Origin of the sequence: Kocuria flava (genome assembly GCF_001482365.1) — a bacterium.
Lineage (GTDB): Bacteria > Actinomycetota > Actinomycetes > Actinomycetales > Micrococcaceae > Kocuria > Kocuria flava.
Window position 1 is genome coordinate 1647003 of the sequence record NZ_CP013254.1, and the last position, 26074, is coordinate 1673076.

At 76.1% G+C, this 26074-nt stretch carries 22 protein-coding genes and 1 riboswitch; of the genes, 8 read left to right on the forward strand and 14 right to left on the reverse strand.

Annotation, left to right across the window (positions count from 1 at the left end; all coding sequences use genetic code 11):
• Positions 1 to 261 precede the first annotated feature (261 nt).
• Together AS188_RS07405 and AS188_RS07410 are read left to right on the forward strand one after the other, a co-directional pair.
• Positions 262 to 1371 carry a VIT1/CCC1 transporter family protein gene (locus AS188_RS07405; RefSeq protein ID WP_058858317.1) on the forward strand — a complete coding sequence of 370 codons (1110 nt, stop codon included), beginning with the start codon at positions 262 to 264 and terminating at the stop codon, positions 1369 to 1371.
• A gap of 402 nt (positions 1372 to 1773) precedes the next feature.
• A riboswitch (guanidine-III (ykkC-III) riboswitch) is annotated at positions 1774 to 1843 on the forward strand.
• Positions 1844 to 1854: 11 nt separating this feature from the next.
• The gene (locus AS188_RS07410; protein ID WP_058858318.1) at positions 1855 to 2169 is read left to right on the forward strand and encodes a DMT family transporter; all 315 of its coding nucleotides are present in this window, start codon (positions 1855 to 1857) and stop codon (positions 2167 to 2169) included.
• 23 nt (positions 2170 to 2192) lie between these two features.
• Here AS188_RS07410 and AS188_RS07415 read toward each other — a convergent pair whose 3' ends face one another.
• Both AS188_RS07415 and AS188_RS07420 read right to left on the reverse strand, forming a co-directional pair.
• Positions 2193 to 2783 carry a GNAT family N-acetyltransferase gene (locus AS188_RS07415; protein WP_058858319.1) on the reverse strand — a complete coding sequence of 197 codons (591 nt, stop codon included), beginning with the start codon at positions 2781 to 2783 and terminating at the stop codon, positions 2193 to 2195.
• Positions 2784 to 2864: 81 nt separating this feature from the next.
• On the reverse strand, positions 2865 to 3725 hold the full coding sequence (locus AS188_RS07420; RefSeq protein WP_058858320.1) for a phosphotransferase family protein: 861 nt from the start codon (positions 3723 to 3725) through the stop codon (positions 2865 to 2867).
• Between the two features lie 146 nt (positions 3726 to 3871).
• On the opposite strand from AS188_RS07420, the gene AS188_RS07425 reads away from it, so the two are divergent.
• The 5 genes from AS188_RS07425 to AS188_RS07445 all read left to right on the forward strand — a co-directional run bounded on the left by AS188_RS07425 (position 3872) and on the right by AS188_RS07445 (position 9996).
• Positions 3872 to 4792: a class I SAM-dependent methyltransferase gene (locus AS188_RS07425; RefSeq protein ID WP_083529315.1), complete on the forward strand. Its 921-nt coding sequence runs from the start codon at positions 3872 to 3874 to the stop codon at positions 4790 to 4792.
• A gap of 55 nt (positions 4793 to 4847) precedes the next feature.
• Complete coding sequence (locus AS188_RS07430; RefSeq protein ID WP_058858321.1) at positions 4848 to 5819, forward strand: NAD(P)/FAD-dependent oxidoreductase; 972 nt, start codon at positions 4848 to 4850, stop codon at positions 5817 to 5819.
• Between the two features lie 91 nt (positions 5820 to 5910).
• A complete protein-coding gene (locus AS188_RS07435) occupies positions 5911 to 6960 on the forward strand; it encodes an FAD-dependent monooxygenase (protein ID WP_058858322.1) in 1050 nt (349 codons plus the stop codon).
• A gap of 534 nt (positions 6961 to 7494) precedes the next feature.
• Complete coding sequence (locus AS188_RS07440) at positions 7495 to 8571, forward strand: 2,3-butanediol dehydrogenase (protein ID WP_058858323.1); 1077 nt, start codon at positions 7495 to 7497, stop codon at positions 8569 to 8571.
• Between the two features lie 39 nt (positions 8572 to 8610).
• The gene (locus AS188_RS07445; RefSeq protein WP_058859798.1) at positions 8611 to 9996 is read left to right on the forward strand and encodes a phenylacetate--CoA ligase family protein; all 1386 of its coding nucleotides are present in this window, start codon (positions 8611 to 8613) and stop codon (positions 9994 to 9996) included.
• Between the two features lie 169 nt (positions 9997 to 10165).
• On the opposite strand, the gene AS188_RS07450 is transcribed toward AS188_RS07445, so the two are convergent.
• From AS188_RS07450 to AS188_RS07500, 11 genes are all read right to left on the reverse strand, one after another.
• Entirely contained in the window at positions 10166 to 10750 is a 585-nt protein-coding gene (locus AS188_RS07450) for a cupin domain-containing protein (RefSeq protein ID WP_058858324.1), read from the reverse strand.
• Positions 10751 to 10847: 97 nt separating this feature from the next.
• A complete protein-coding gene (locus AS188_RS07455) occupies positions 10848 to 11198 on the reverse strand; it encodes a hypothetical protein (RefSeq protein WP_058858325.1) in 351 nt (116 codons plus the stop codon).
• 78 nt (positions 11199 to 11276) lie between these two features.
• Positions 11277 to 13079 (reverse strand): ABC transporter ATP-binding protein, encoded by a 1803-nt coding sequence (locus AS188_RS07460; RefSeq protein WP_058858326.1) that lies wholly within the window; start codon positions 13077 to 13079, stop codon positions 11277 to 11279.
• Positions 13076 to 13453, reverse strand: coding sequence for a hypothetical protein (locus AS188_RS07465; RefSeq protein ID WP_058858327.1), 378 nt, complete (start codon positions 13451 to 13453; stop codon positions 13076 to 13078). The genes AS188_RS07460 and AS188_RS07465 overlap by 4 nt, the downstream gene beginning before the upstream one ends.
• A 17-nt stretch (positions 13454 to 13470) precedes the next feature.
• Positions 13471 to 15378, reverse strand: coding sequence for a TOMM precursor leader peptide-binding protein (locus AS188_RS07470; protein WP_058858328.1), 1908 nt, complete (start codon positions 15376 to 15378; stop codon positions 13471 to 13473).
• 3 nt (positions 15379 to 15381) lie between these two features.
• Positions 15382 to 17040, reverse strand: coding sequence for a hypothetical protein (locus tag AS188_RS07475; RefSeq protein ID WP_058858329.1), 1659 nt, complete (start codon positions 17038 to 17040; stop codon positions 15382 to 15384).
• Positions 17037 to 18437 (reverse strand): SagB/ThcOx family dehydrogenase, encoded by a 1401-nt coding sequence (locus AS188_RS07480; RefSeq protein WP_058858330.1) that lies wholly within the window; start codon positions 18435 to 18437, stop codon positions 17037 to 17039. Before AS188_RS07480 ends, AS188_RS07475 begins: the two co-directional genes overlap by 4 nt.
• The gene (locus AS188_RS07485) at positions 18430 to 19497 is read right to left on the reverse strand and encodes a lantibiotic dehydratase C-terminal domain-containing protein (protein WP_058858331.1); all 1068 of its coding nucleotides are present in this window, start codon (positions 19495 to 19497) and stop codon (positions 18430 to 18432) included. The genes AS188_RS07480 and AS188_RS07485 overlap by 8 nt, the downstream gene beginning before the upstream one ends.
• The gene (locus tag AS188_RS07490; RefSeq protein ID WP_058858332.1) at positions 19494 to 20414 is read right to left on the reverse strand and encodes a lantibiotic dehydratase C-terminal domain-containing protein; all 921 of its coding nucleotides are present in this window, start codon (positions 20412 to 20414) and stop codon (positions 19494 to 19496) included. Before AS188_RS07490 ends, AS188_RS07485 begins: the two co-directional genes overlap by 4 nt.
• Positions 20411 to 23071 carry a hypothetical protein gene (locus AS188_RS07495; RefSeq protein WP_058858333.1) on the reverse strand — a complete coding sequence of 887 codons (2661 nt, stop codon included), beginning with the start codon at positions 23069 to 23071 and terminating at the stop codon, positions 20411 to 20413. Before AS188_RS07495 ends, AS188_RS07490 begins: the two co-directional genes overlap by 4 nt.
• An 89-nt stretch (positions 23072 to 23160) precedes the next feature.
• Positions 23161 to 23337, reverse strand: a complete 177-nt coding sequence (locus AS188_RS07500; protein ID WP_058858334.1) for a thiomuracin/GE37468 family thiazolyl RiPP peptide — start codon at positions 23335 to 23337, stop codon at positions 23161 to 23163.
• Positions 23338 to 23933: 596 nt separating this feature from the next.
• On the opposite strand from AS188_RS07500, the gene AS188_RS07505 reads away from it, so the two are divergent.
• Complete coding sequence (locus AS188_RS07505; RefSeq protein WP_058858335.1) at positions 23934 to 25148, forward strand: FG-GAP repeat domain-containing protein; 1215 nt, start codon at positions 23934 to 23936, stop codon at positions 25146 to 25148.
• A gap of 100 nt (positions 25149 to 25248) precedes the next feature.
• Here the strand turns inward: AS188_RS07505 and AS188_RS07510 are convergent, their stop codons facing one another.
• Positions 25249 to 25956 carry a PepSY domain-containing protein gene (locus AS188_RS07510; RefSeq protein WP_169797990.1) on the reverse strand — a complete coding sequence of 236 codons (708 nt, stop codon included), beginning with the start codon at positions 25954 to 25956 and terminating at the stop codon, positions 25249 to 25251.
• Positions 25957 to 26074: the final 118 nt, after the last annotated feature.

Here is a 26074-nt window from a genome sequence, read left to right on the forward strand (position 1 = left end):
GCCGCGGCCCGCCCCGGCGCCTCCGGAACGATCCGGAGTGCCTGGGCTGGTAGCGTGGACGGCGTCGAAGGGGAGTAGTTCCCCGGCCGTCCCCGGGCGGCCGCTGCGGCGTGTCGACATACTGGTCGCTTCCGATGGGGGCCCGGCACGCCACCCGAGCCCGTCAGGGCCCGGGCGAACGAGACCTTCGGCCGGACACCGCTCCGGCCGAGGTCCACCGTCCGCCGGTGCCGCCGCCGGGGCCCTGCCTCGAGGACGACCATGACCCCTTCCTCCGACTCCCCGGCCACCGCTCCGGTGACCCACGAGCCCACCCCCGCCGAGATCCGCCGCTGGCGCCGCTACCTGGCCGACGAGCGCGCCGAAGCCGCCGTCTACCGCGACCTGGCCGCCCGCCGCACCGGCGAGGAGCGGGAGATCCTGCTCGGCCTGGCCGAGGCCGAGACCCGTCACGAGGACCACTGGCGCACCCTGCTCGGACCCCACGTGGGCCACCCCCGCCGCGGGTCGCTGCGCTCGCGGCTGCTCGGCTTCCTCGCCCGCCACTTCGGCTCCGTGTTCGTGCTGGCACTGCTCCAGCGCGCCGAGGCCCGCTCCCCGTACGAGGCCGACGACCACGCCACCGACGCGATGGCCGCCGACGAGCAGATCCACGAGGAGGTCGTCCGGGCGCTGGCCACCCGCGGGCGCAACCGCATGGCCGGCAGCTTCCGGGCCGCCGTCTTCGGCGCCAACGACGGCCTCGTCTCGAACCTGGCGCTGGTCATGGGCATCAGCGCCAGCGGCGTGGGCAGTTCGGTCGTGCTGCTGACCGGGCTGTCCGGGCTGCTGGCCGGGGCCCTGTCCATGGGGGCCGGCGAGTACGTCTCGGTCCGGTCCCAGCGCGAGCTGCTGGAGGCCTCCACCCCCAATGCCGAGACCCGCCACAAGGTCCCGCTGCTCGACGCCGAGGCCAACGAGCTGGCCCTGTTCTACCGGGCCCGCGGCCTGGGGGCCGAGGAGGCCGAGGCCAAGGCCGCCGCGGTCCTCGGCGGCGGGCACGCCGAGCACACCGGGCCCTCGCCGGCCGTCGGGACCGACGAGCACGAGGCGGTCGGCACCGGCCTGGGGGCCGCCGCCTCCAGCTTCTGCTTCTTCGCCTCCGGTGCGGTCCTGCCGATCCTGCCTTATCTCTTCGGGCTCGAGGGCACCGTGGCGGTGGTCGTCGCGGCCGTGGTCGTGGGGCTGGCGCTGCTGTCCACCGGCACGGTCGTGGCGCTGCTCTCGGGCAGCTCCCCGGTGCGGATGGCGCTGCGCCAGCTCGCCATCGGCTACGGCGCGGCCGGGGCCACCTACGCCCTGGGCCTGCTCTTCGGCACCACGGTCGCCTGAGCGGTGCGCACCCCGACGACGACGGAGCCGCCGGCGCTGCCGGATTGATGACCGTTCAATGATCAGTCGAGACGCGGCAGACGAGTACTCTCTGGTAGCTTCGTGGCGGCACTGGCTCACGCCGCTGCCGCGGGCACCGGGGCCAGCATCCCTCGCCGCGCCCCGTGCACCGCAGAACTCACACCTCCGCCGGTGTGAGGGAAACGCCCTCGTCCCGCCGGACGGGGGCGTTTTTTCCTGTCCGCGGACCGCGGACCGCGGACCGTGGTCACGGACCGGTGCCCGTGGACCACCGGCCGCGGGGCAGGTGCTCCGGGCAGCAGGGACTGCCCCGGGGCCGGTGTGCGGCGGGGCGGTGACGGAGTCGACGTTGCCGCCCCGAGCCCGGTGTGAGAACTTCGGGGAGAGCCCGCGCCACGCAGGGCTCCCGGACGAGGGGCGCCGTACCCGGTGTGCGACAAGACGGCCCGTGGAGGTCTCGTCATGTCCTGGTTCGTCCTCGTGCTCTCCGGCGTGCTCGAAGCGGTGTGGGCCACCGCGCTGGGCCGGTCGGAGGGGTTCACCAAGCCGGTCCCGTCCGTCGTCTTCTTCGCCGCCCTGGCCGCCAGCATGGCCGGGCTGGCCTGGGCGATGCGCGAGCTGCCGGTCGGCACCGCCTACGCCGTGTGGGTCGGCATCGGCGCCGTGCTCACCGTGGTCGTCGCGATGACCACCGGTGAGGAGTCGGTCTCGGCGCTGAAGATCCTGTTCCTGACGATGATCGTCGGCGGGGTGGTCGGGCTCAAGCTCGTCCACTGACGCCCGTCAGCCGGCGGGAGCGCTCACGCGAGGGCCCGGCGCATCAGCACCCGCGGGAAGCCGTTGAGCACCGAGGAGGTGTCGGCGGCCTTGGCGAACCCGGCCCGCTCGAACATCGCCCGGGTGCCGACGAAGGCCATGGTCGTGTCCACCCGGCTCCCGCGGTTGTCCACGGGGTAGCCCTCGACGGCCGGGGCGCCGTGTCCCCGGGCGTGCTCGACGGCCCCCTCGAGCAGGGCCTGGGCGATGCCGCGGCGCCGGTGGCCGGCGCGCACCCGGAAGCACCAGATGCTCCACACGGGCAGGTCGTCGACGTGGGGGATCGTCCGGCCGTGGGTGAAGGCGTGCAGCTCCGCCCGTGGTCCCACGCCGCACCAGCCGACGACCAGGTCGCTGTCGTAGGCGAGCACCCCGGGCGGGACCGGCCGGGCGCACAGCTGCCGGACCCGCTCGGCCCGCTCCCGCGGGGCGAGCGCGCGGTTCTCCTTCGACGGGAGGCGGTAGCTGAGGCACCAGCAGACCGCCGAGTCGGGGTTGCGCGGGCCGAGGATCGCGGCGACGTCGTCGAAGCGTTCGGCCGTGGCGGGACGGACGGGAAACGCGGGGGTGGTCATGGCCGCTCCTGGGGAACCCTGCCGGTGGGATCCAGGGTTGAGCGGGTGCCGGGGGAGGGCGAGACCGTGGGGCGGGCGGGCTCAGCGGCCGCGGCGGACCCGGTCGAAGGTCTCGCGGGCGATCGCCCAGGAGGTCTTGCCGACGTCGAAGTGGTCGGTGAGCATGTACACCCCGACCCAGCACTGGTAGGTCCACGACCGCTCGAGGAACCCGGGGTCCTTCGGCCCGGTGTAGCGGGCGTGGACGGCCCGGACGAACTCCTGCCCGTACTCGTGCAGCTCCGCGAAGTCCACGGCCGGGTCGCCCAGGCCCATGTCGCTGAAGTCCAGCACGGCCAGCGCCGCGGCGTCGTCGTCCCACAGCAGGTGCCGGGAGTAGACGTCGTTGTGCACGGGCACCGCGGGCAGCCTCTCCGCCAGCAGCGCGTCGACGGCGGCGAGCATCGCCTCTGCGTCGGCGAGCTCCTGCCGGCTCAGCACGGCGGGCAGGTGCGCCGCGGCCGCGGCCCGGACCTCCCGCTGGTCCTCCGGCAGTGAGACCGGCGCCAGGCGCTCGAGCGGGGTGCCGGCCACGGGGGCGGTGTGCAGACCCGAGAGGAAGCCGGCGAGCTGGTCCACGACCGCCGCGCGCGCCGGGGCGTCCAGGGCGGCGAGGACCTCCGGCTGCAGCGTGCGCCCGGGCAGCAGCGGGTAGCCGGCGAACGAGCCGTCGGGGGCCGTCCGGTCGTAGCGGGGCACGCGCACGGGCAGGCGCGGGGCCAGGTGCTCCAGGACCGCGACCTCCCGGGCGAGGCTCTGCACGTACGGCTCCTCCTGCGGGAAGCGGAACACGAGGGCGTCGTCCAGGACCACGACGACGTGGTCCCAGCCCTCGGTGATCCGCCGCGCCCGGTCCCACCGCAGGTCCGGGAAGGCCGCGGCGATCCGCTCCAGCTCGTCCATCGGGTGCTCCGTCCGCCGTGACCGGGCGGGATCCCGGTGCTCCGGCGCCGACGGTACCGGGCCGCACGGCACGGCGCGCACACCCGTTCTTGCGCATTCCGCAAGACCCGGTGCGGTTGAGGCATTGGCTGGCTACCGTGGAGGGCATGACGACCCCCGCGCACGCCGACGCCCAGGAGCACCCCGCCCACGGACCCCACGGGTCCGGACAGCACGGGGGCGGACAGCCCGGAGCAGGCCACGCCGGTTCCGGCCACCAGGCCCCCGGCGGCGAGGCCGAGCACGCCGAGCTCCTCGCGCTGGACGCGGCGTTGGCCGCGCCGACCGTCGAGCGGGTGGTCGACGAGGTGGCCCGCCACCTGGCCGCGGAGCCGGCCGCGGTCCTCGACCTCGGCTGCGGCCCCGGCGGGGGCACGCTGGCCCTGACCCGGCGCTTCCCGTCCGCGTCCGTGACCGCGGTCGACCGCTCCCCGGTGATGCTCGAGCGCGTGCGCACCGCCGCCCGCGCGGCAGGGCTCGGCGGCCGGGTGCGCACCGTGCCGGCGGACCTCTCCGGGGCCTGGCCCTCCCTGGACCGCGCCGACCTTGTGTGGGCCGCCTCTGTGCTGCACGAGCTCGCCGATCCGCAGCCCTTCCTCGGCGGCGCCCGCGCGGTGCTGCGGCCCGGCGGACTGCTCGCGGTCGTCGAGCTCGACGGGCTGCCCGGGTTCCTGCCCGCCGACCCCGGGGCCGGGCGGTCCGGGCTCGAGGACCGCTGTCACGCGGCCCTTGCCGCGGCGGGCTGGAGCGCCCACCCCGACTGGCGCCCGGTGCTCGAGCGCGCCGGCCTCGAGGTCCTCGCCGTGCGCACCGTCGACACCGTGGCCCCGCCCGCCGGGGCGGGGACCACCCGCTACGCCCGGGCCTGGTTCGCCCGCATGCGCCCGGCCCTCGAGGGGCGGCTGGCCGCCGGCGACCTCGCGGTCCTCGACGCGCTCCTGGACCCGGAGGACCCCGCGGCGCTGCGCCACCGCCGGGACCTGGCCTTCCGCAGCGGGCGCACCGTCTGGATCGCCCGCCGCCCCTGATCCGGCCGCCGCACCGGCACCCGTCCCACCCGCCCCACCGCACGAGGAGGTTCCCGTGACCCGTCAGACCCGCCCCGAGACCTGCGACGTCGTCGTCGTGGGAGGGGGTGCGGCCGGCCTCAGCGCCGCCGTCGCCCTGGCCCGCTCCCTGCGCTCGGTCGTCGTCGTCGACGCCGGCGAGCCCCGCAACGCCCCCGCCGCCGGCGCCCACAACGTCCTCGGCCGCGAGGGCGTCGCCCCGCTCGAGCTGCTGGCCGCCGGCCGGGCCGAGGCCGAGGGGTACGGGGCACGGGTGCGCGCCGACCGCGCCGTGGCCGTGCGGCGGGCCGACGACGACGGCTTCGCGGTCGAGCTCGCCGGCGGCGCCGTCCTGCGGGCCCGGCGCCTGCTGCTGGCCACCGGTCTCGTCGACGAGCTGCCCGAGCTGCCAGGCCTGCGCCCCTACTGGGGGACCGGCGTGCTCCACTGCCCGTACTGCCACGGGTGGGAGGTCCGCGGCCGGCGGATCGTCGTGCTCGGCAGCAGCCCGAACAGCGTCCACCAGGCCCTGCTCTTCCGGCAGCTCAGCGAGGACGTCGCGCTCGTGCGCCACACCATGCCCGACCCGGGCCCGGAGGCCGCGGAGCAGCTGGCCGCCGCGGGCATCGCCGTGGTCGAGGCCACCGCCGCCGGGGTCCGCGGCGCCGACGGGGTGCTGCGGGCCCTCGTCCTGTCCGACGGCACCGAGCTGGCCGCCGACGCCGTCGTCGTCGCCCCGCGCTTCGCGGCCCGCACCGGGCTCTACGAGCAGCTCGGCGGGACGCCCACCGACCACCCCTTCGGTGCGTACGTGGCCGGGGACCCCACCGGCCGCACCGAGATCCCGGGGGTGTGGGTCGCCGGCAACGCCGCGGACCTCTCCGCGATGGTCTCGGTCGCCGGCGGCGCCGGCGTGCTGGCCGGGGCGGCGATCAACGCCGACCTCGTCCGCGAGGACGTCGAGGCCGCCGTCCGCGCCCGCAGCGCGGCCCCTGCGCGCACGGGCTGAGGTTCCCGGCGGCCGCGCCCGGGGGGCTGTGCTCCCGGGGTCCGCGCGCGATCATGGTCGTGGAGGACACCACGAGCACCGAGGAGCCGCCGTGACCGGAGAAGCCGTCGTCGTCGGGGCCGGCATCGCCGGGCTCGCCGCCGCCCGGGGACTGCTCGCCGCGGGCTGGCGGGTGCAGGTGCGCGAGCGCTCGGACGGACTGCCGGTCACGGGCACGTCCCTGGGCATGTGGCCGGCGGCGATGCGGGCCCTCGACGACCTCGGTCTCGGCGAGGAGGTCCGTGCCGCCTCCGTCGAGGCCCGCGGCGGCCGGATCCTGCGCCCGGACGGCCGGGCCCTGGCCCGGCTGGGCCCTGAGCGCAGCGTGCGGATGGTGCCCCGCCCCGTCCTGCTGGAGGCCCTGGCCCGGGACCTGCCCCCGGGCACGATCGCCTGGCACCGACCGGCCGGGGACCCGGGCCTGCTGCCGGACGCCGACGTGGTCGTGGCGGCCGACGGCGTGCACAGCCCCGTCCGCACGGCCCTGTTCGGCGTCGCCGAGCGGCCGCTGGGCACCGTGGCGATCCGCGGGCGGGCGCTGCTCCCGGCCGAGGGCGTCACCGAGACCTGGGGGCCCGGCCGGATCTTCGGCATCACCCCGTACGACGCCATCAGCACCTACTGGTACGCGTGCTTCCGCGCCGAGCTGCTGCCGGAGCCTCCGCCCGCCGGCGCGACGGCGGAGGTGCTGCGGGGGCTCTACCGCGGCTGGCACCCCGCCGTGCAGCAGGTGCTGGCCGCCCTCGACGAGACCTCGCTGGACCGGCGGGAGCTGCTCGACGTCCCGCCGCTGCGCTCCTACGTCACCGCCCGCACCGCCTTGGTCGGCGACGCCGCCCACGCCATGGCGCCCAACCTGGGGCGGGGTGCGGCCGAGGCCCTCGTCGACGCGACCACGCTGGTCGACGCCCTGACCGAGGATGCCGAGCCGCTCGTCGACGAGGCCGGGGTCGCGGCCGCCCTGCGCCACTACGACGCCGTGCGCCGGCCCCCGACGACCCGCCTCGTGCGCGCGGCCCGCCTGCTCAACCGGATGAGCACGGGCCACCGCCTCGTGCGCCCCCGGGACCTGGCCCTGGCGGCCGTGGGCCGGCTGGTGTGACGTCCGGTCGGCACATCGGGGCCGTCCAGCGCGGACCCAGGCCCGCAGGGCACGGTGGGGAGCACGGCCGGATGTCGGCCCGATCGGCCCGATGTGACAACTAAGGGTGCTGATCAGTAGAGTGGGGAACGGCCGACCGGCGCCGGACCGGCCCCTCTCCCCGGGCGGACATGACCGGGGAGATGCGGGAGCGTTCCGTGCGCGTCCGGCCACGAGGTCCGCAGCCGGCTCCGGGGGTGCCGGCGCGGCGGCTCGGCTCCGCCGGGCGGGAATGTTTCGGACCCGCCCGCCGCGGGCCGTGCTCCGGCACGGTGCGGTGTGCCGCTGCTCTCGGGAGAGGGGGGCGGCACGCCGTGGCGACCGGCTCGACCGTTGCAGGACCGGATGCACCGACGGGGGCGCTCTCGACCAGGAGCGCCCCTTCGTCGTGCCCGGGGAGGTCGCACGGCTTCGCACAGGCCCGTCCGGGCCCCGCCGGTCCTAGCATGGGCGGTGGGCGCGGGTCGTCCGCGGCCGGACAGGTGAGGAGCTCCCATGCGCGCGGCACGGTACTACGGCAGGAACGACATCCGGATCGACGACCTCCCCGAGCCCGAGGTCGGTCCGGGCCAGGTGGGCATCGAGGTGGCCTGGTGCGGGATCTGCGGCACCGACCTGCACGAGTACCTCGAGGGCCCGATCTTCTGCCCGACCCCCGAAACGCCCCACCCGATCTCGGGGGAGACCGCTCCGGTGACGCTGGGGCACGAGTTCTCCGGCACCGTCTACGCCGTCGGGGAGGGCGTGGACGACCTGGAGGTGGGCCGGCACGTCGTCGTCGAGCCCTACATCATCCACGACGACGTCGACACCGGCCCGGAGAGCACCGACTACCACCTCTCGCCGGACATGGGCTTCATCGGCCTCTCCGGCCGCGGCGGCGGGCTCGGGGAGAAGATCGCCGTGCAGCGGCGCTGGGTCCACCCGATCGCCGACTCCGTGCCACTGGACCAGGCGGCTCTCATCGAGCCGCTGTCGGTCGGCTACCACGCGGTGCAGCGCTCCGGGGCGAAGGCCGGGGACGTCGCGCTCGTCGGCGGGGCCGGGCCCATCGGGCTGCTGACCTCCGCCGTGCTGAAGGCCCTGGGCGTGACCGTGGTCGTCTCCGAGCTCAGCCCGCTGCGCCGGCAGAAGGCCCTGGAGGCCGGCGTCGCCGACCACGCTCTGGACCCGCGCGAGACGGACGTCGTCGCGGCCGTGCGCGAGCTCACCGGCGGCCGGGGCGCGGACGTGGCCTTCGAGTGCACCAGCGTCCAGGTCGTGCTCGACACCCTCATGGAGGCGCTGCGGCCCACCGGCGTGCTGGTCGTCGTCTCGATCTGGGGCCACCGCTCCGAGTTCGACATGTTCACGCTCGTCATGAAGGAGATCGACGTGCGCGGGACCATCGCCTACGTCAACTCCCACCCGGCGACCATCGAGCTCGTGGAGTCCGGCAAGATCGACCTCGCCCCGTTCATCACGGGGCGGATCGGGCTCGAGGGGCTGGTCGAAGAGGGCTTCGACACCCTCATCCACCGCAACGAGACCGCGGTGAAGATCCTCGTCTCGCCCTCCGGCCGAGGGCTCTGACGTCGGGGCAGCCGGGCACGGGAGGTGGCCGCCGTGACCATGGACCGGGGGAGCAGTCCGCTGTGGGTGTGGTGGGACGCCCGCCGGGTCCACCGCCAGGGGGCGGAGGCGCTGCGCGCACGGCAGCGCGAGCGCCTGGCCGCCCTCGTGGCCCTCGCCCGCACGAGCTCCCCGTACTACCGGCGGCTCTACCAGGGGCTGCCGGAGCGGGTCGAGGACGTCACCGCCCTGCCCGTCACGGACAAGCGGGCGCTCATGGCCGCCTTCGACGAGGTCGTCACGGACCCGGCCGTCACCCGCGCGGCGGTCGAGGAGTTCGTGGCGGACCCGGCCCGGATCGGCGAGCGCTTCGCGGGGAAGTACCTCGTGGCGACCACGGCCGGCACCACGGGCACCCGCGGGCTGTTCGTCCTCGACGACCACTACTGGGCCGTCACGCAGGGGATGATGGCTCGGCTGAGCGCGGACTGGCTGCCGGCACGCGAGATCCTGCGGCTGATCGGGCGCGGGGGCCGCTTCGCCGGGGTCGTCGCCACCGGCGGGCACTTCCTGTCCGTGGCCGCGAGCACCCGGGAGCAGCGGGAGAAGCCGCGGCGCCACCGCCGGCTGCGGATCCTGTCGGTCCACCGGCCCCTGCCCGAGCTGGTCGCCGAGCTCAACGCCTTCCGGCCCCTGCTGCTGGGGGCCTACGCCAGCGTGCTGCGGCTGCTGGGCTCCGAGCAGGAGGCCGGGCGGCTGCGGGTGGCCCCGGTGCTCGTGCTCAGCACCGCCGAGGGCCTGCCCCCGGAGGAGCGGCACCGCCTCGAGCGGGCCTTCGGGGCGCCGGTGCGGGAGGTCTACGGGTGCACCGAGTCCGGCTACGCCGCCTCCAGCTGCGCCGAGGGGTGGCTGCACCTGGTCGAGGACTGGGTGATCCTCGAGCCGGTCGACGCCGCCCACCGCCCCGTGCCGCCGGGCACCGTCTCGGACACCGTTCTGATGACCAACCTCGCCAACCGGGTCCAGCCGATCATCCGCTACGACGTCGGCGACCGGGTGCTCGTGCGCCCCGACCCGTGCCCGTGCGGCAACCCCGCCCCGGCCCTGCGCGTGGAGGGCCGGGCCTCGGACGTGCTGAGCTTCCCCGACGACGACGGGCGCGGCCGGATCGCGGTGCCCCCGCTGGCCCTGGGCACCGTCGTCGACCGCACCCCCGGCGTGGAGCTGTTCCAGATCGTGCAGACCGACCCCACCGCCCTGACGGTCCGGCTGCTCCCGGCGGCCGGGACCGACCCGGAGCGGGTGCGGGCCGCGGTGCGGCAGGGGATCACGGGCCTGCTCGCCGGGCTGGGCCTGGCCCACGTCGCCGTGGACCTGGCGGCCGAGCCCCCGCAGCAGGGCCCGGGCGGGAAGGTCCGCACGGTCGTCCCGCTGCCGGCGGGCTGAGCGGCCTCCGACACGGAGCCGTCATGCGTCACGGTCCCGCCACGATCGGGGCGCCTGGAGGTCCCCATGGGGATCCTCAGCCGCCGCGACGCGCAGGGGCTGATCGTCGAGGAGCACCGCTGCTTCGACCTCTACCGGATGGCGGCCCAGCTCGGGCTCGTCCGAACGCTCAGGGCGTGCGCCAGTAGCGCTCCTCGAGCTGCCGGGCGACCCCGGTGCGGCGGGCCCGCCGGGCGAGCAGTCGCAGCACCGGCATCAGCGCCCGCCCCGGGCCGGGGAGGTTGATGTCGGACTCCACGAGGATCAGGGCGGCGTGGGAGAGCTTCTTCGGCCGCCCGTCCGCGTGGGTCAGCCCGTCGGAGGCCATCCGCTGCAGGGCCACGAGCCACTTCTCGAAGCCGGCGTGGGCGGGACGGACCTCGAGCACGAAGCGCAGGGTGCGCTCGCCGGCGGAGTGCCAGCCGTGCACGGCGCCCGGCGGGACGATCGTCTCCTCACCATCGGTCAGGACGACCTCCTGCCCGGCGACCCGGCCCTCGAGGGTGCCCTCGAACAGGTGCACGGTCTCGGTGTACTCGGTGTGGAAGTGCGGGAACACCGTGATCCCCGGTGCGTACTCGGCGTACATCAGGCTGTACTCACCGTCGGTCTCGGCACCCGTGCGCACCCACGTGAGCGCGGTGCCCTGCGCGGTGTCGCGGAAGGTCTCCCGGCCCTCGCGCAGCGCGGTGATCTGCTCCACGGTCCAGTTCATGGTCCTCGCCCCCACCGGCCAGGATACGACCGCACGGCCCCCGCGGACCCGGCCGTGGCCGGACCGCAATCTGTGACCCGCCGGGAACGGGCGGGGCTCAGGCCCGGCGCAGCGCGGGGGCCGGGTTCGGCAGCACGAAGGGCGTGCCGATGTCGGCCGGATAGCCGTAGTCGGCGCTGGCCACGGTGATGCGCTCCGGGGTGATCTCGCGGATGCGGACCTTCACCGGCTCGGGGTGGTCCTCGACGTCGAGCAGCCAGTCCTCGGCGAGGTAGCTCAGCCCGAGCTCCTCGAGCAGCGCCTCGGCGTCGGTGAGCTCCTGCGGGCCGGCGAGCTCGTTCCACATCAGGTCGATGGGCACGAACCGGCCGTCCTCGCTCAAGCGCAGGTAGCCCACGTGCTCGTTGTCGGATCCGCGGACGTGGGGGAACGTCGTGTCGTCGGCCATGCCCGCAGGCTATGCCACGGTGCGCCCGGGGTGGTGGAGGCGGGGCCGCTGCACCCGGGTGCCGCGGCCCCGCCGTGCTCAGACGAGCAGCTGGTGGGTGGCGAAGTCGCGGTAGAGGGTGCACCGTCCCACGAGCTCGTCGTGCGTGCCCGCGTCCAGGACCCGCCCGCCGTCGAGCACCACGATCTGGTCGGCGGTGACGACCGTGGACAGGCGGTGGGCCACGATGAGGGTGGTCCTGCCGCGGGCCATCTCGTCGAGGGCCTCGCCCAGCAGGGTCTCGGTGGTGGCGTCCACGCTGGCGGTCGGCTCGTCGAAGAGCAGCAGCCGCGGGTCCTGGAGGAGCACGCGGGCCCAGGCCAGGCGCTGCCGCTCACCGCCGGAGAGCACGGCCCCGTGGTCGCCCAGCTCGAGCTCCAGCCCCGCGTCCTGGCGGGCGACCAGGTCCTCCAGGCCCACCGCGGCAAGCACCCGGTGCAGATCCTCGTCGGTGGCGCCGGGGGCGGCGATGCGCAGGTTCTCGGCGAGGGTTCCGCCCAGCGCCGGCGCCCCCTGCTCGACGTAGGCCACCCGGCGGCGGTAGGCCTCGAGGTCGGCCTCCCGCAGGTCCTGACCCAGGCAGCGGACGGTGCCCTCGTCCGGGTCGGCGAATCCTTCGAGCAGGGACAGGACCGTCGACTTGCCGGCCCCCGAGGGGCCCACGATCGCGGTGCGCGACCCGGCAGGCACCGTGAAGGACACGCCGCGCAGCACCGGGTTCTCGCCGTAGCGGAAGTGCACGTCTTCGACGACGACGGCGGGCTCGCCGGGCCGGACCGGGCCGGTCGCCTCCGTGCTTCCGCCGCTGCGCTCCACGGGGCGCTCGAGCACCCGGCGGATGCGGTCGTAGGAGGCCAGGCCGAGCTGGATCTGGGTGTAGGCGCCCATCGCCTGGGTCACCGGCATCACCAGCAGGAACAGGTACATGATGAAGGCCATCAGCTCGCCCACCGTCATGGCACCCTGTGCCACGCGCAGCCCGCCGACCGCGAGGACCACGAGGAAGGCTCCCTGGATGCTCAGGGACATGATGGGCTGGACCCAGGCCTGGATCCGGGCCATCTCGATCCCGGAGGCCTCGGCCCGGCGGGCGAAGCCGGCCACGTTCTCGGCCTGCTCCCGGGTCGCGGCGCTGGAGCGCACCAGCACGATCGAGGACAGGGCCCGGTCGGCGGCCGAGGTCATGCGGGCGACCTCGGCCTGGGTGACCTCGCTGGTGCGGCGCATCCGGGCGCCCATGACGGTGACGCCCGCCCCGCCGAGGACGACCCCGGCCAGGGTGAGGGCGAACAGCAGCGGATCGAGGGAGACCATCAGCACGATGGCCGCCCCGAACATCAGCACCGCGGAGACCAGCTCGAACAGCCCCGAGGTGACGATCGTGCGCACCTGGCCGGTGTCGGAGCCGAGGCGGCTGATCCACTCGCCCTTCGGGGTCGCGGCGTAGTCGCGCATCGGCAGCCGCAGGAGACGGGCGATCAGCGACCGCCGCAGTCCGCCGATGAAGGCCTCGCCCGTGCGCTGGAGCATGTAGGACTGCGCGCCGCGCAGCAGGGCCTCGGCCACGGTGACGCCCACGAGCCACCACACCCAGGGGTTGTCCCCGCCACGGCTCGTGGCGTCGATCATGCGCTGCATCATCAGCGGCTGGGCCACGCCGAAGACCGTGGCGGTGAGGGAGAGCACGGCGACGACCACGAGGGCGGGCCGGTGCGGGGCCACGGCGGCGAGGAAGTCGCGGAACGCGCCCTTGGGGGCCATGGGCCGGGGGTGCTGCGGGGGCGGGCTCCCGTGGTTGTCGGCCATGGTCGTGTCCTCCGTGATCGGTGCCGGTGCTGTCATGCTTCCTCCTCGGGGTGGGTGCCGGGCGCAGGCCGGGTGCCGGGCGTGGCGCGCAGGACCCGGTCCAGGTCCGTGCCGCCCAGCACGGTCTGCTCCAGCACGTGCCACCGCACCCGGTCGGGCGGGGTGCCGATGGGTCCGGTGCGGTCGGCCACGGTGCGTGGCAGCCGGTCGGCGTCCAGGGCGTGGGGGTCCTCCACGAGGTAGACGGCGCCCCAGACGCCGTCCTGCGGGTTCGAGTACCAGGACTTGAGGGCGACGCCCGGCAGTCCGCGGTAGGCGGCCGCGCCGGGACCGCGGGCCCAGGTGCGCAGGTCCTCGAGGGAGGCGTGGTGCCGGTGCAGGTCCCACTCGGCGGTGACGACGAAGTGCACGGTGGTCGGGTCTCCGTTCAGGGGAAGGGGTGGGGCAGCACCGGGTCCGAGGCGTCCGCCCCGGGGCGCAGGCCCAGGCGGGCGGGCACCGTGTCGAGGCGGGCGATGCCCTCGATTCGGCGCAGGTGGTGGCCGAAGGTCATGGTCAGCGACCCGGTCACGAGCACCTTGACGCAGGTCAGGCCGGCGGCGCGGTGCTCGTCGGTGGTCTGGTCGACGACCAGCACCTCCTGTCCCTCCGCGGTGAAGCGCCCGACCATCTCGAGGAGGTCCTCCGTCAGGCTCGCTCCGGTGAACTGGCGGGGGTCCCGCTCGGCCTCGGCGAAGGAGACCTCGGGCCCCTCGTCGAGGAAGTCGAGGTGGTGGCGCATCCGGGGCGAGCCGAAAAGTGTGGAATGGTCCTCCATGGTCCGCACCAGGGAGAAGTCGTCGACCATCCGCTCGGCCCGCTCGGCGAGGGAGGGGAAGCGGGCGATGAAGTCGTTGAGGAACGGGCCGAGCTCGCTCAGGGCGTTGAGCGCGGCCTTCTCCAGGGACGGGTGGGCGCCGGCGGCGCAGACCAGGGCCGGACGGTCGCGGGCCGAGGGATCGGGGTGGCGTGCCAGCGCCCACACGGACGGGATGCCGTTCTCCGTGGTCTGGTCGTGGAGCTGGACCCGGTAGCCGGTCTCGCGCTCGATCATCCGCAGCTGCGCCTCGACGGGATGGTCGCGGGCCGTGGCGGGGCGCAGCCGGGGCAGCGCGAGGCGCCGGTACCAGGCCAGGAGGAAGGCGTCACGCTCGGCCACCTCGAGCAGCCCGTGCAGCGCGGCCTCCTCGGGGGCGGAGCCCAGGGCGCAGCCGTTGGAGACCTCGTACAGGTAGGGGGCGGGGCCCGTGTCGTGGGCGACGTAGTAGTAGGCCTGCGACTCCAGCACGAGCCGGGGACGGTCGTGGAGGAAGGAGTGGGCCCACACCCAGCGGTACGGCGCGTGGGGGTCGAAGTCGCGGTAGTGGTTGCCGGGATCGGCGTAGGTCGCCGCCGGGTGGGCGCCGAACAGGCGCGGGTCCACCGCGTCCTCGCCCAGGTCGGCGAACGAGGCCTCCACGATGGTGCGCCGCCCCCCGGGCTGGACGCCGCCGTAGCGCTCGAGCGCCTCGAGGATCGCTGTGGCCTCGCTCTCCTCGTAGTCGCGGCTGCGGCCGAACCCGGGCTCGACCCACTCGTGGCGGCGCAGCTTCATCAGGGCCCCGGCCACGGCGAGACCGCCCTGGGTGTCCCGGCGCAGGGAGTGCAGCACTCCGCAGAACTCGTCGACGTAGAGCTCCTTGAGCTCGTCGAGGCGCTGGACGGGATCCTCGTACCGGTAGGAGCGGGGTCCCTGCTTGCGCCGGTGGCCGAGCGTCGGACGGGCGTCCTCGGCCCGGTCCGCGGGCAGGTTGCCGCAGACCCGGCACAGGGGGTCGGGCAGATAGCGGTGAGTGGTCGGGGCCAGGGTCTGCGCGTCCACCCTGATCGCGGCCCGGGCCGGGAACGGGTCATCGTGGGCCACCAGACTGCGGGCGACGGCCAGGACGGTCCCGGCGAGGTCGGCCGGCTCGGCGCAGCGGGTGAGCGGGGGGTCGGCGGCGACCCACTGCGCCTCCGCCTCCTGCACCTCGAGGTGCTTCGGGTTGGCCAGGCGGTGGCGGGTGAGCAGGCAGGCGGGGCAGCCGGGGCGGCGGGGGTCGTGGGCGACGACCAGTGCTGCGCCAGGGCGCAGCACCACGGCGACCTCGGGGCCGGCGGGGGCCCGGCGGCCGGTGGCGAACGCGTCGGCGGTGCCGACGCGCAGGGACCAGCCGGTGCCGTGCGCCCGGAGGGCGGGGGCATGCTCCAGCAGGTGCTGCTCCACGGTCCGGCGGTAGCGGGACCAGGTGCGCATCTCGGGCAGGACGGCGGTCATGGGTCAGGCACCTCCGGGGACGAGCAGGACGAGGGAGCGGTGGGGCAGCGCGGCGTCGAGGGCCGGGCCACCGCGCAGGGGGACGACCACGGGTGTGCCGTGCTCACCCAGGACGGTGTCGAGGTCCGCGGCGGCCCGGGGGTGCTGGCCCGGCCCCGGGTGGGGGGCCGCCCACGTGCGGGGGGCAGCGGCCTCGTTGCCCGGGTCCTGCCCCTGGTGGTGGAGCAGCGCCTGGACGACTGCGTTCCGCACCGCCTCCCGTTCGCCGTGCAGGGAGACGCCCGCGACGACCGTGCCGGGGGCCACCGGCAGCGCGACGAGGGCGAAGGGCAGCCCGGTGGCCACCAGCAGCTCGCCCGGGTCCTGGTGAAGGGCGAGCAGGTCCGCGCCGGGCGCCGCGGGCGGCAGGGCGGCGCTGCGCCACGGGCCCCGGCCGTGCTGCAGCACGAGGTGGGCGGCCAGGCGCACGGCTGCGGCGCGTGCGCTGCCGGCGGCGGTGGCCCCGAGGGCGGCGGCCGCGCGGCCCTCGGCGAGCCGGCGCTCGACGTCCCGGCGGGGCAGCCGCACCGGCTCACGGGGAGCCGGTGCGGCCTCCTGGAACCGGTGCGCCGTGACCTCCGGAGCCAGGCGGGAGAGGCCGTGCTCGAGGACGGCCTCTCCGACCGCGCGTCCGCGGGCCTCCTCGAGGCTCCACCCGTGGCCGGTCACCGTGCGGAGCGCCCCGTCGTCCAGGCGCACGCGGCAGGCGGAGAGCTGCAGGGGCAGCTGCCGCAGACCGCTCTCGGTGGGCACGCCCAGGGGACTGGTGACGTCGTCGACGAGCGGGGCGCAGCGGCGCGAGAGCACGAGCGGGTCCGCGAGGTCCTCCGCCGGCCGGTTCAGGGCGGCGGGTGCCGGCGCGGTCCCCTGGGCCGGGTCGGGAAGCTCGTGGACGAGCCGGTGCTCGTCCAGACGGTAGGGGACCCACCCGAGCCGGACGCAGCGGTCGCTGCCGGCCGCGGTCAGCAGGGTCCGGGACAGCCACGGCACCCAGGCCTCCCAGGAACGGTCGTCCGGGTCCGGGTCCGATGCGACACCGGCCCGTTGCAGGTGGCGGAGCAGCTCGGCGGCGCCGGTGCCCCGGGAGGACCCGGCCCCCGGGAACAGCCCCAGCCACAGCTGCTCACCGGTGACGACCACCCGGAGACCGGTCTCCGTCCCGGTGGACGTGCCGTGGTGGACGGTGCCGTCCACGCACCCCGGTGCGGTGCCGTCCACGCACCCCGGTGCGGTGCCGGCCCCGACCGTGCAGGCGGCGCCGGCGGCCCGGAGCCGCTCGCCCAGCCGGCCGGCGAGCGCGGCGGACGCCGGGTCCCCGCCGTGGGTCAGCCGCACGCGGGCAGCCCCGGACGGGACCGGTGCCCCGGGCGCGGCGACGACCGCACCGCGGGTGGTCAGGGCCTCGAGCAGCCGGCGCATCCGGTCCCGGGCCGCCGGGGGCAGGGGGGCGAGCAGCTGCTCCTCGGGCACCGGTGTGCCCAGGCGGGAGCGCAGCCAGTCCACGGGAGCGCCGAGGCCGGTGCCCTTGAGCTGGTGGGCACCGCCCTCGTCGTGGACGAGGACCCCCCAGTCGTGGGTCGTGACGACGGCGGTGGCGGACCACTGCAGGGACCCGGCGCTCATGCGGGACGCTCCTGGAAGCGCTCGTCGGGGTGCGGGGTGCCGAGGAGGAGCTCCCCGACGCTGGTGCACTCCAGGGGGTCGAGCCCGGTGGCGCGGGAGAACAGGTCGCTGTCGCCGCTGCCGATCGCACAGGCGGCCAGGCCCATGTCGGTGGCCACGAGGTACATCGTCTGCATGAGCACTCCGACGTGCTTGAGCATCACGGCGTAGCCCATCTGTTCGTACTTCCACAGGATGCGCCCGAAGCGCGGGGCCATGAGCACCGTCACCTGCGGGGGAGCGTCCACGGTCGAGGAATGGGCGGCTTCGCGCAGCAGGGCCGCGACGTCCGGGTGCCCGAGTCCTTCCCGGACGGGGGCGAGCCCGTGCTCGGCGGGGTCGTAGCGCCACAGCCCGGGGGAGAGACCCTGCACGCGGCGGACCAGGAGGTAGAGCTCGGTCTCGTAGACCGATCCGCCCGAGGGGTAGGGCTTGCTGCCGTACTCGACGCCGTCGACCTCCTGGGCGAGCCGCAGCCGGGCGGTGCGGTGGAGGAACTCGCCGAGGCGGTGCCGGTCCAGCGGGGCCTCGTCGTCGTGACGGCGGACCGAGCGGCGGTCCTCGAGAGCCCGGTGCAGGCTCAGGGACCGGGCGCCGATGGTCGCGGGGTCCACGGGGTCGAAGCGGACGGTGACCGCTGCGGCGCCGTCGGGCCGCAGCGGCGGGGGCGGGAAGGCGCCGCGGGCCCAGAAGGTGCCCCCGAAGCCGCGCTCGCGCCGGTAGCGGCGGGAGCGCTCGTGGAACCACAGCTCGTGGGCCGACCACTGGCGGTGCCCGAGGTCCTCGCGCTCCTCCCGGGGGTCGACGAGGACGCCGCACCACAGCAGGAGCTGCTCCTCGAGGCCGGTGCGCCCCGGACCCTCGAGGCACCGGTGGGTCTGCTCGAGGTCCGGGAAGCGGAGGTCGCACCAGGAGTGCGGTGCCTCGAGGCGCCAGCCGTCGTCCGCGGGCACGAGCACGGCGTGCCGGGACAGGTGCGGCTGCGGGACGGAGCGCGGCCGCCGGTGCGGCGGCCGGCGCCGCGGGAGGACGGTGACCCCGTGGGCCGAGCCGGTGCCGACGGTGACGGTCAGCCAGCCGTCATCGAGCAGCTGCTCGGGCAGGTCCGTGCCGGGCAGGGCCGGCCCGCCGTCCAGCAGGCCGGGGTCGGCCTCGACGCCCTCGGGACTGCCGAGGCGGGTGAGCAGCTCCTCGGTGGCTGCGTCCCACCGGGCCAGGGTGCGGCTGCGGGGCCAGCGCACGAGCACCGCCCGGCCGGCGTCGCGGGCGAGCCAGACGTCCGGGGCGAGGCCCAGGCGCAGGGAGGCCGAGGATCGGGCGGGGGACGGGAGCCGGGGTGCGGTGGCGGTCTCAGGCACGGGAGAGGCCTTTCAGGACGTCGGCGGCGGTGGTGCGGGTCAGGTCCTGCGCGGCGAGGGTGAGCAGGTGGCAGGTGTAGAAGCGGTGGTGGGGGCTCAGACCCAGCTTGCTCAGGTGCCGGTAGGCGAGGTTGAGCACGAGCCGGTACCGGGCGAACCACGCGTCGTGGCGGACCGCGTCCTGCCAGCCGCGGTTGCGGCTCAGCGACGTGTGGAACGCGGAGGAGGAGAGCGCTCCGCCGGAGGCGGGCAGGGCGCTGCCGCCGAAGAGGGCCAGCGGGTCGGTGGCGTCGGCGACCGCGGCGAGGACGTCCGTGACGGCGGTGACGTCGGCGGGCAGGGTGCCCTCCGCCGCCTGGCGCGTGCGCTGCTCGAGCAGCCGGACCAGGGCCGGCCGGTGCCTTGCGTAGGCCTCGTCCCAGCGGGCACGGGTGCCGGCGGCGGCGTCCGTGGCGAGGTAGGCCTCGGCGTGGGAGGCGAAGGACGGGTAGGTGGCGCGCAGGTCGGAGTCGGTGAACCGGGCGGCGACGCCGGCGAGCAGGTCCAGGGCGTGGGCCTCGACGCGCCGCTCGCCCCGGGCGGCCCGGGCGAACAGCGTGAGCTCCGTCTCCAGCAGCCGGGTGTGCGCCTGCTCCACCGTGCGGTCGAGGTCGCTGTCGCCGCCACCGTCCTCGCGCGGAGGCCGGGGGCGCAGCAGGGCCCGGCCGTCCGGCAGCCACGGCTCCAGCGGCCCGGGACGCCGCTCGTAGCGGGCCAGCCGCCCGTGCAGCTCCCGGTGGCGCGCCGGGTCGGTCTCCGGGCCGGGGCCGAGGGCGGTCAGCAGCTCCTGGGCCCGGTCCACCAGCCCGGCGGCCCGCAGGGTCTCGGCCTCCTCCGGGGTGACCCGGAAGCACAGGGACACGTGGGGTCCCTGCCACCAGTCGGTGTCCACGTAGACGGGCCGGCCACCCAGCGCGTCCCGGGCGAGCAGCGGGGCGATCACGTGCGCGACGACGCGGGCGTGCTCCCCGCCCCAGCGCACCAGGACCAGCTCCCACCAGGGGCCCTCCGGCCCGCTCACGGGACTCGCTCCAGGTGCGGGGCGGACGCCGGGTCGAGGGCCTCCCACGAGCTGCGCCGCACGGCCAGCTCCTGCTCGAGGGTCAGGCCCAGCCGGTTGCACACCAGGTGGTGGCAGATGTCGATGCCGGTGCGGCGCTGCGCCGGCGGGACGCCCGCGGCGGCGAGGTCGTCCCACAGCCGGGCGAGGGACGCCCGCCAGGACCCCGACCACGGATCGGTGCCCGCCCGGGCACGCTCCAGCAGCCCGGCGAGGAGCCCGGGGCGGGCCTGCGGTGCGCTCCGGCGGTCCAGAGGCCGGGACGAGTCCCACCGGCCGACCAGCTCCTCGCGCGGCTGCAGGCCCGGGCCCAGGCCCGGGGACGTCCAGCCCGTCAGCACCAGCGCCGCGGCCAGGGAGAGCACCTGGGTGGGACCGGGGTGGCGGCGCAGGGCACGAGCCGCGAGGACCGAGGAGTCCTGGAAGTGGCGCTCGTAGGCGTGCAGCGACGTCCCGGCCCCGTACTTGCCGGTCTCCGGCTCGTAGGCCTGCTCCCAGACCCGGCCGTGGGGCTGCCAGGCCAGCACAGGGCGGTCCTGGCCCTCACGGGCGGCCAGCTGCCCGGCGATCCGGTCGTAGTGGGTGCCCGGGTCGTCGTAGCCGGGGTCGTTGCCGCTCAGCCATGCCCCGGCGCGCTCGCGGACGGTCCGCCGGGCGGCCGCGTGCGCGGCGGGCGGGAGGAGCAGGCGCAGCCGCACGTGCGGGCCGCCCTCCCAGTAGCGCAGGTAGAACCACGCGGCACCGGGCACACCGGCCACGAGCTCCTCGGCGGTGTCCAGGAGGACGGTGCGGAGGAACGCGTCGGTGTCCCCGTCGCAGCGCAGGTGCAGGGACAGCCAGGCGTGCTCCCGGGCGGGGGAGGTCGGGTGGTGGCTCATGGGGTGGGGGATCCTCCGTCGTCGGGGCGGTGCGGGGGGACCTCGGCCAGCAACTCGGTCACCGGGCTCGCGGCGTCGTGGTGGTAGGGATCGGGCAGCGCCTCGTCGAGCACCACGAACCGGGCACCGCCGCTGTGGCGCAGCAGCTCCGTGACGGTCCACCAGGAGTCGAGGTCCAGCAGCATGGGCTTGCGGGCCTTGACCTTGTCCCCGCGCAGCTCCTGGCCCCAGGCCCGGGCGTAGGCGGTTGACGGCAGACCGTGGTCCGCGAACCAGTCGCGCAGCTGCCCGAGGTAGACGGCCCTGCTCTGCGACGGGACCGGCCGCGGGAGGAGATCCGCGGGCACCACGAAGCGCCGCCGCTGGACCACGACGTCCTCGACCTGCACCCGGGGCAGCCGGGTGATCCCCGTCAGCCGGTCCAGGGGCAGGTCGGAGGCGAAGGGCGGGTTGCTGGGGTGGAGCAGGTAGGCGTCGCCGAAGACGCGCTCGACGAACCGGGCCAGCGGCGGCAGCTGGTAGTCGGCGAGCATGCCGACGTGGGCCGGGACGACCACGGTGCCGTCACGGGGGTCGACGAGCTCCAGCAGGCCCGGGACGGCACTGCGGCGCACGTGCAGGCGGCCCACCGGGACACGGCGCTGCCCCGACGCGGGACCGGTGGTGTGCGGGTAGTCCAGGGCCGTGGGCAGGACCGGGCGGCGGGCGTTGAGCGAGGAACCGTGGGTGCCGGTCCACTCGGCCGCGACCGCTCCGGCGGGCCGGTCGGGGCGAGCGGGGTGCAGGGGCCGCGGGTCGAGCCCGGCACAGCGCATGAGGTGGTCGGTGCGGGCGCGGCCGCGGCCGTGCCCGCCGTGCAGGACGTTGACCACCCACCGGCTGCCGGGCTCCTGCGTGGCCTGGAGGTAGGCGGCGGCCGGCGCCCCGGAGCGCAGCAGCTCGGGGCGCAGACGCAGCTGCTCCTGCACGAGCTCGAGGGGGATGCGGGCGCTCTGCCGCTGCGCGTCCGTGCAGCGGCCGACGAGCTCGGTGGCGCGCCGGCGCTCCTCGTGCAGCTGCCGCAGACCGGCGGTCAGCGCCGTGAGAGGGGTGTCGAGGCCGGGCTGGCGGGGCACGGCGGCGAACCAGGTGCGCAGGTGCTCCGCGAGCGGGCCGTCCCCGCGGCGCAGCTCCTGGTGGACGGCCCGGTAGAACTCGAGCAGGGGGAGGGAACCCCCCTCGGGCAGGAGGGTCTCGGCGAAGGCGGCGACCGCCAGACGGCCCGGCCACTTGACGTCGAGCGCCGAGAGCCACGACCGGGCGGTGCCGATCAGGTCCAGGTCCCCGGCCGTGGGGACGCTCGCGGGCAGGACGGGCCGGTCGAGCACCGCCGACTCGTGCACCGGCTCGAGGTCGGCGCCCAGCTCGTCGGGCGTGTGTCCCAGGGCGGCCAGCAGGTCCTCCACCGCACCGTCGAGCTCGCGGCGGTGCACGCGCTGCGCGGATGCGTCCGTGGGCCGCGGCTTCGGCTCGAGCAGACCGGCGAGCCGGGCCAGGAGCGGGAACCAGGGCACGGCCGGGGCGAGCCCGTGGAGTTCGAGCCAGTGCACGAGCTCGCCGACGGGGCGGTCCCCGTGCTCGGACACCGGGTCCTGCGCCTGGAGCGCGCCGGCGCGCAGCAGCATGGGCACGAGTCCGTCGTCGTCGGCCTCGAGGCCGAGCTCTCCGGTGAGGCGCCTGGTCCAGACCTGCGCGGGCACGGGCTCCGGCGGGCCGGTGCGCACCGCCCGCAGCGCGGGGTGCTCGGGCAGCAGACGCAGCTGCTCCTCCGGCGGCGGGCCCAATAGCGCGGTCCGGGACAGCGAGGGGAGCCAGGTGAGGGACGGGTTCGGCCGCACCGGCCACACCGCGGCGAGGGCGTCCCTGCCGCGCAGGTCCTGCAGCAGCAGCGCCCAGATCTTGCCGTCGAGCTGGCGGACCAGCCGCACGGACTCGGCCCCGGGGCGGAGGAGCGCTCCGTCGTCGACCGCGGACCCGGAGCGCCCCGTGCAGGTGAAGGTCGAGAACGGGCTGGTCTTGGCCGCGGCGCGGTGGACGAACTGGGCCACACGGGTGGCGCGCTTGTCCGAGGACAGGTGCGCCGGCCACGTCGCGGCGTCCACGAGGGCCTCGAGGGTGGGGGCGGAACGGAGGATGCCGGTGCGCAGCAGCGGGTCCGCGGCCAGGCCGGCGAGAAGGCTCCGGGTGCGGTCGAGGTCTGCGGCGAAGGCCGTCTCCAGGTGGGCGGCGGCGTCCTCGTGCGCCGTCCGCGCGGCGGCGACCTGCCGCAGCGCCGCGGCCACCGGATCGGGGAGCCCGGCCAGGGCCTCGGCGGACGGCGTCCGTCCGCGGCCCAGCGCCCGCTTGATCCGCAGGAGCTCCTTGGCCGGTGCGCCGGAGGTCCCTGCGGTGCCGATCGCGGTGTAGAGCACGGCGTCGGCGGCGGCCGTGCACTGCTCCAGCGCACGGTGGGCCCGCTCACGGGCCTCGAGTGCCGACCGGGTGGCGGTGAAGCGCAGCTGCGCGAGGACCCCCGCCGGCAGAGCGGCGAGGCGGACGTCCATGACGTCGTCGTGCGCGGCGTCGCCGGTGGTGCCGGTCGCGGACAGCGGCCGGTCGTCGAGGCGGGGGGTGGGCATCTGCGGTGTCCTTCGGTCGTCGGCCCAGGGGGCAGGAGGAGGGCCTGGTCGGTGGGGCGAGCGCGGTGCGCCCGCCCCACCGCGTCAGGTCAGGCGCTGCTCGACGGGGCGGAGCAGGAGCAGCAGGGGTAGCAGAAGCAGTTGGTCGAGGCGCCGACCTCGGTCATGCCGTGACCGGCGGTCAGGGACGTGACGTCCATGCCCTGGTCCTCGAGCTCGAAGACGTCCATCGGGAGGTCGACGATGTCGTGGGGGGTGCGATCCATGGTGATCTCTCCTGTCGTGCGGTTCTCCGGCGCCGCTGACCGGTGCGCGCCGGAGCTCGTCCGGCCGACGGCACTTCGCAACGGGCGGGTGCCCGTCCCCACGGAAACTACGGAAGGGGGCCCGGCGGCAGAAGGAGAAGAAGGATGAACCGGAACTGTCCGAACGGATGAGCGGCGGCCCACCGGCACCCGCTACACGGGCCCGGTGGCCGGGCTGCTCCCTCGTGGTGCACTCCGCGCCGGAACCCGGCCGGCCCGTATCTCCGGGCCGGCCGGCCGAGGCAGGGCTCGTTCCTGCGCAGAGCTGGTCCTCCGCACGGATGGCCGTCCGGTGCTCCGAAGGGATGAGCGGTCATCGGCCCCTCCCGGGTCGCCGGCACGGTGCCGTCCCTCCGTGTCTTTCTGTGACCCGGGTGCGCCCCGAGCCGGCAGGCCCGCGGTGAACGCCGCGCGGCAGGATCCTGCGGACACGCCGGTCCGCGCCCCGCCCCATGGGCCCGGACCGGGCAGACTCGGTGCTGACCAGGGGGAACACGAGATCGAGGGGGCCGGTCATGGCGCGAGCACGAGCACGAGGACGGGGACAGGCACGGACGATGACGGCGGGGGCGGCGGCCGCCGCGCTCGCGGTGACGGGCGCGGCCGGGGCGGGGCCCGCCGGCGCGACCCCGGCCCACGCCGCAGGGCAGCCGTCCTTCGGCTGGGCGCAGGGCTGGCGGGTCGGCGAGCACCTGCGGGAGCTGGCCGACGTGAACGGGGACGGGCGGGCCGACGTCGTCGGCTTCGGGGACCCCGGGACGTTCACCGCCCTGGGCCGGGCGGACGGGACGTTCGCCGCCCCCGAGCCGGCGGTGCCGCACTTCGGCTCGGCCCAGGGCTGGGCGGGAGCCGAGCGCACGACCGGCGACGTCGACGGCGACGGCCGCGACGACCTCGTCGGCTTCGGTGCCCGGGGCGTGCAGGTGGCCTACGCGCAGGCCGACGGCACGTTCACCGCCCCCGAGCGGACGGTCGACGACTTCGGGTCGGCCCAGGGCTGGACGCCCGCCCGGCACGTGCGCGAGGTCGCCGACGTCGACGGGGACGGCGTCGAGGACGTCGTGGGCTTCGGGACCGGCGGCACCTGGGTGGCCCTGGGCCGGACCGACCGCTCCTTCGGCCCCGCCCGGCGGGTGCTGCAGGATTTCGGGTGGGCCCAGGGGTGGCGCCCCGGGCAGCACCCGCGGCTGGTGGCAGACGTCGACGGCGACGGCACCGCTGACCTGGTCGGCTTCGGCGCCGCCGGCACGTGGATGGCCTGGGGCCGCGCCGACGGGACGTTCACGGACCCGGTGCTGGAGGTGCGCGACTTCGGCACGGACCAGGGCTGGCGCGCGGACGAGCACGTGCGCACGGTGGGCGACGTCAGCGGGGACGGGCGCGCCGACGTCGTCGGCTTCGGCCACCGCGGTGTGCAGGTGGCCCGCTCGACCGGCGACCTGCCGCTTCCCGCGACCTTCCACCCCAGCGGGCTCGAGACCCGCGACCTCGCGACCGTCCAGGGCTGGCGCACCGACCGGCACCCGCGCGTCCTCGCGGACGTCACCGGGGACGGGGCCGACGACGTCGTCGGCTTCGGCGACGCCGCCACCCTGGTGATCCCCGGCAACACCGTCCCGCTGCGCGCGGCCGAGCAGCTCACCCCCGCGTTCGGCCGCAACGACGGCTGGACCCCGGCCCGCCACCTGCGCCTGCTCGGGGACGTCGACGGGGACGGGGCCGACGACGTCGTGGGCTTCGGCCGTGCCGGGCTGAGCGTGCGGCTGTCCTGAGCCGGACACGGGCGGGCCCGGCCCCTTCTCGGGAGCCGGGCCCGCCCGCAGGACCGCTCCGCGCGGCGGGCCGGCAGGTCCTCCGTGCGGGTCAGTGCGACTAGCGGTCGACCTTGAGCACGGAGCCGTTCTCGGCGTTGATGTGGACGTCCACCGAGGTGCCGTCGGACTCGTCGACGTCGACCTCCCACACGACCACGCCGTCCTCGGTGTCCAGCTCGGCGGAGTCCAGGGTGCCGTCCACCTCGTCCAGGGCGGTGCGCACGGCGTCCTCGAGCGGCACCTGGACCGCCGCGAGGTTGTCCCGGTCGGCCGGGTCGAGCTCGTCGTCGGTCTCCTGCGGGGTGACCTGCTCGCCGTCGGCGGAGACCTCGACCTCCTGCTCCCGGTCCTCCACGGCCAGCGTCACCTCCCAGCCCTCCCCGGAGTCCTTGCGGTCGATCTCGAAGGCCTGCCCGCCGGTCACGGCCTCCTCCGCGGCCACGACCGCTCCGGTCACGGCGCCGGCCTCGGCGCCGCCCGAGGGGGTCGCGGAGGGAGAACCGCTCGCACTCCCGGACGCGCTCGGGGAGGCCGTCCCGCCGGCGCTCTCGGAGGCGCTCGGGCTCCCGGAGGAGGTCGGGCTCCCGGAGGCCGACTGCTCCGCGGTGGGCGTGGCGCTGCCGGTCGCCTCGGTGGCGGCCGACCCGCCGGTCGGCTCCTCGCCCCCGCCGCCTCCGCCCCCGCCGAGGTCGCCGCACCCGGCCAGCAGCAGGGCGGAGAGGGTCAGAGCCCCCATGGACAGAACTTTTTTGTCAGTGTGCTTCATAAAACGGGATTGTTCCCCGCGACCGTCGTCGGCGCAAGAGTTCGCGCCCGTCCGGACGGATCGAGTCGTCGGTGCATGCTGCCGGAAGGCGCTCCGCGGGTGCCGGAGCATCCTCGGT

Bases quoted from the DNA above. Each gene is read 5' to 3' on its own strand.
- AS188_RS07425 (WP_083529315.1), top strand. From the start codon at position 3,872: ATGACGACCCCCGCGCACGCCGACGCCCAGGAGCACCCCGCCCACGGA.
- AS188_RS07450 (WP_058858324.1), bottom strand. From the start codon at position 10,750: ATGAACTGGACCGTGGAGCAGATCACCGCGCTGCGCGAGGGCCGGGAG.
- AS188_RS07420 (WP_058858320.1), bottom strand. From the start codon at position 3,725: ATGGACGAGCTGGAGCGGATCGCCGCGGCCTTCCCGGACCTGCGGTGG.
- AS188_RS07470 (WP_058858328.1), bottom strand. From the start codon at position 15,378: ATGACCGCCGTCCTGCCCGAGATGCGCACCTGGTCCCGCTACCGCCGG.
- AS188_RS07445 (WP_058859798.1), top strand. From the start codon at position 8,611: ATGGACCGGGGGAGCAGTCCGCTGTGGGTGTGGTGGGACGCCCGCCGG.
- AS188_RS07490 (WP_058858332.1), bottom strand. From the start codon at position 20,414: ATGAGCCACCACCCGACCTCCCCCGCCCGGGAGCACGCCTGGCTGTCC.
- AS188_RS07495 (WP_058858333.1), bottom strand. From the start codon at position 23,071: ATGCCCACCCCCCGCCTCGACGACCGGCCGCTGTCCGCGACCGGCACC.
- AS188_RS07510 (WP_169797990.1), bottom strand. From the start codon at position 25,956: ATGAAGCACACTGACAAAAAAGTTCTGTCCATGGGGGCTCTGACCCTC.
- AS188_RS07500 (WP_058858334.1), bottom strand. From the start codon at position 23,337: ATGGATCGCACCCCCCACGACATCGTCGACCTCCCGATGGACGTCTTC.
- AS188_RS07505 (WP_058858335.1), top strand. From the start codon at position 23,934: ATGACGGCGGGGGCGGCGGCCGCCGCGCTCGCGGTGACGGGCGCGGCC.
- AS188_RS07410 (WP_058858318.1), top strand. From the start codon at position 1,855: ATGTCCTGGTTCGTCCTCGTGCTCTCCGGCGTGCTCGAAGCGGTGTGG.
- AS188_RS07440 (WP_058858323.1), top strand. From the start codon at position 7,495: ATGCGCGCGGCACGGTACTACGGCAGGAACGACATCCGGATCGACGAC.
- AS188_RS07460 (WP_058858326.1), bottom strand. From the start codon at position 13,079: ATGACAGCACCGGCACCGATCACGGAGGACACGACCATGGCCGACAAC.
- AS188_RS07415 (WP_058858319.1), bottom strand. From the start codon at position 2,783: ATGACCACCCCCGCGTTTCCCGTCCGTCCCGCCACGGCCGAACGCTTC.
- AS188_RS07455 (WP_058858325.1), bottom strand. From the start codon at position 11,198: ATGGCCGACGACACGACGTTCCCCCACGTCCGCGGATCCGACAACGAG.
- AS188_RS07475 (WP_058858329.1), bottom strand. From the start codon at position 17,040: ATGAGCGCCGGGTCCCTGCAGTGGTCCGCCACCGCCGTCGTCACGACC.
- AS188_RS07405 (WP_058858317.1), top strand. From the start codon at position 262: ATGACCCCTTCCTCCGACTCCCCGGCCACCGCTCCGGTGACCCACGAG.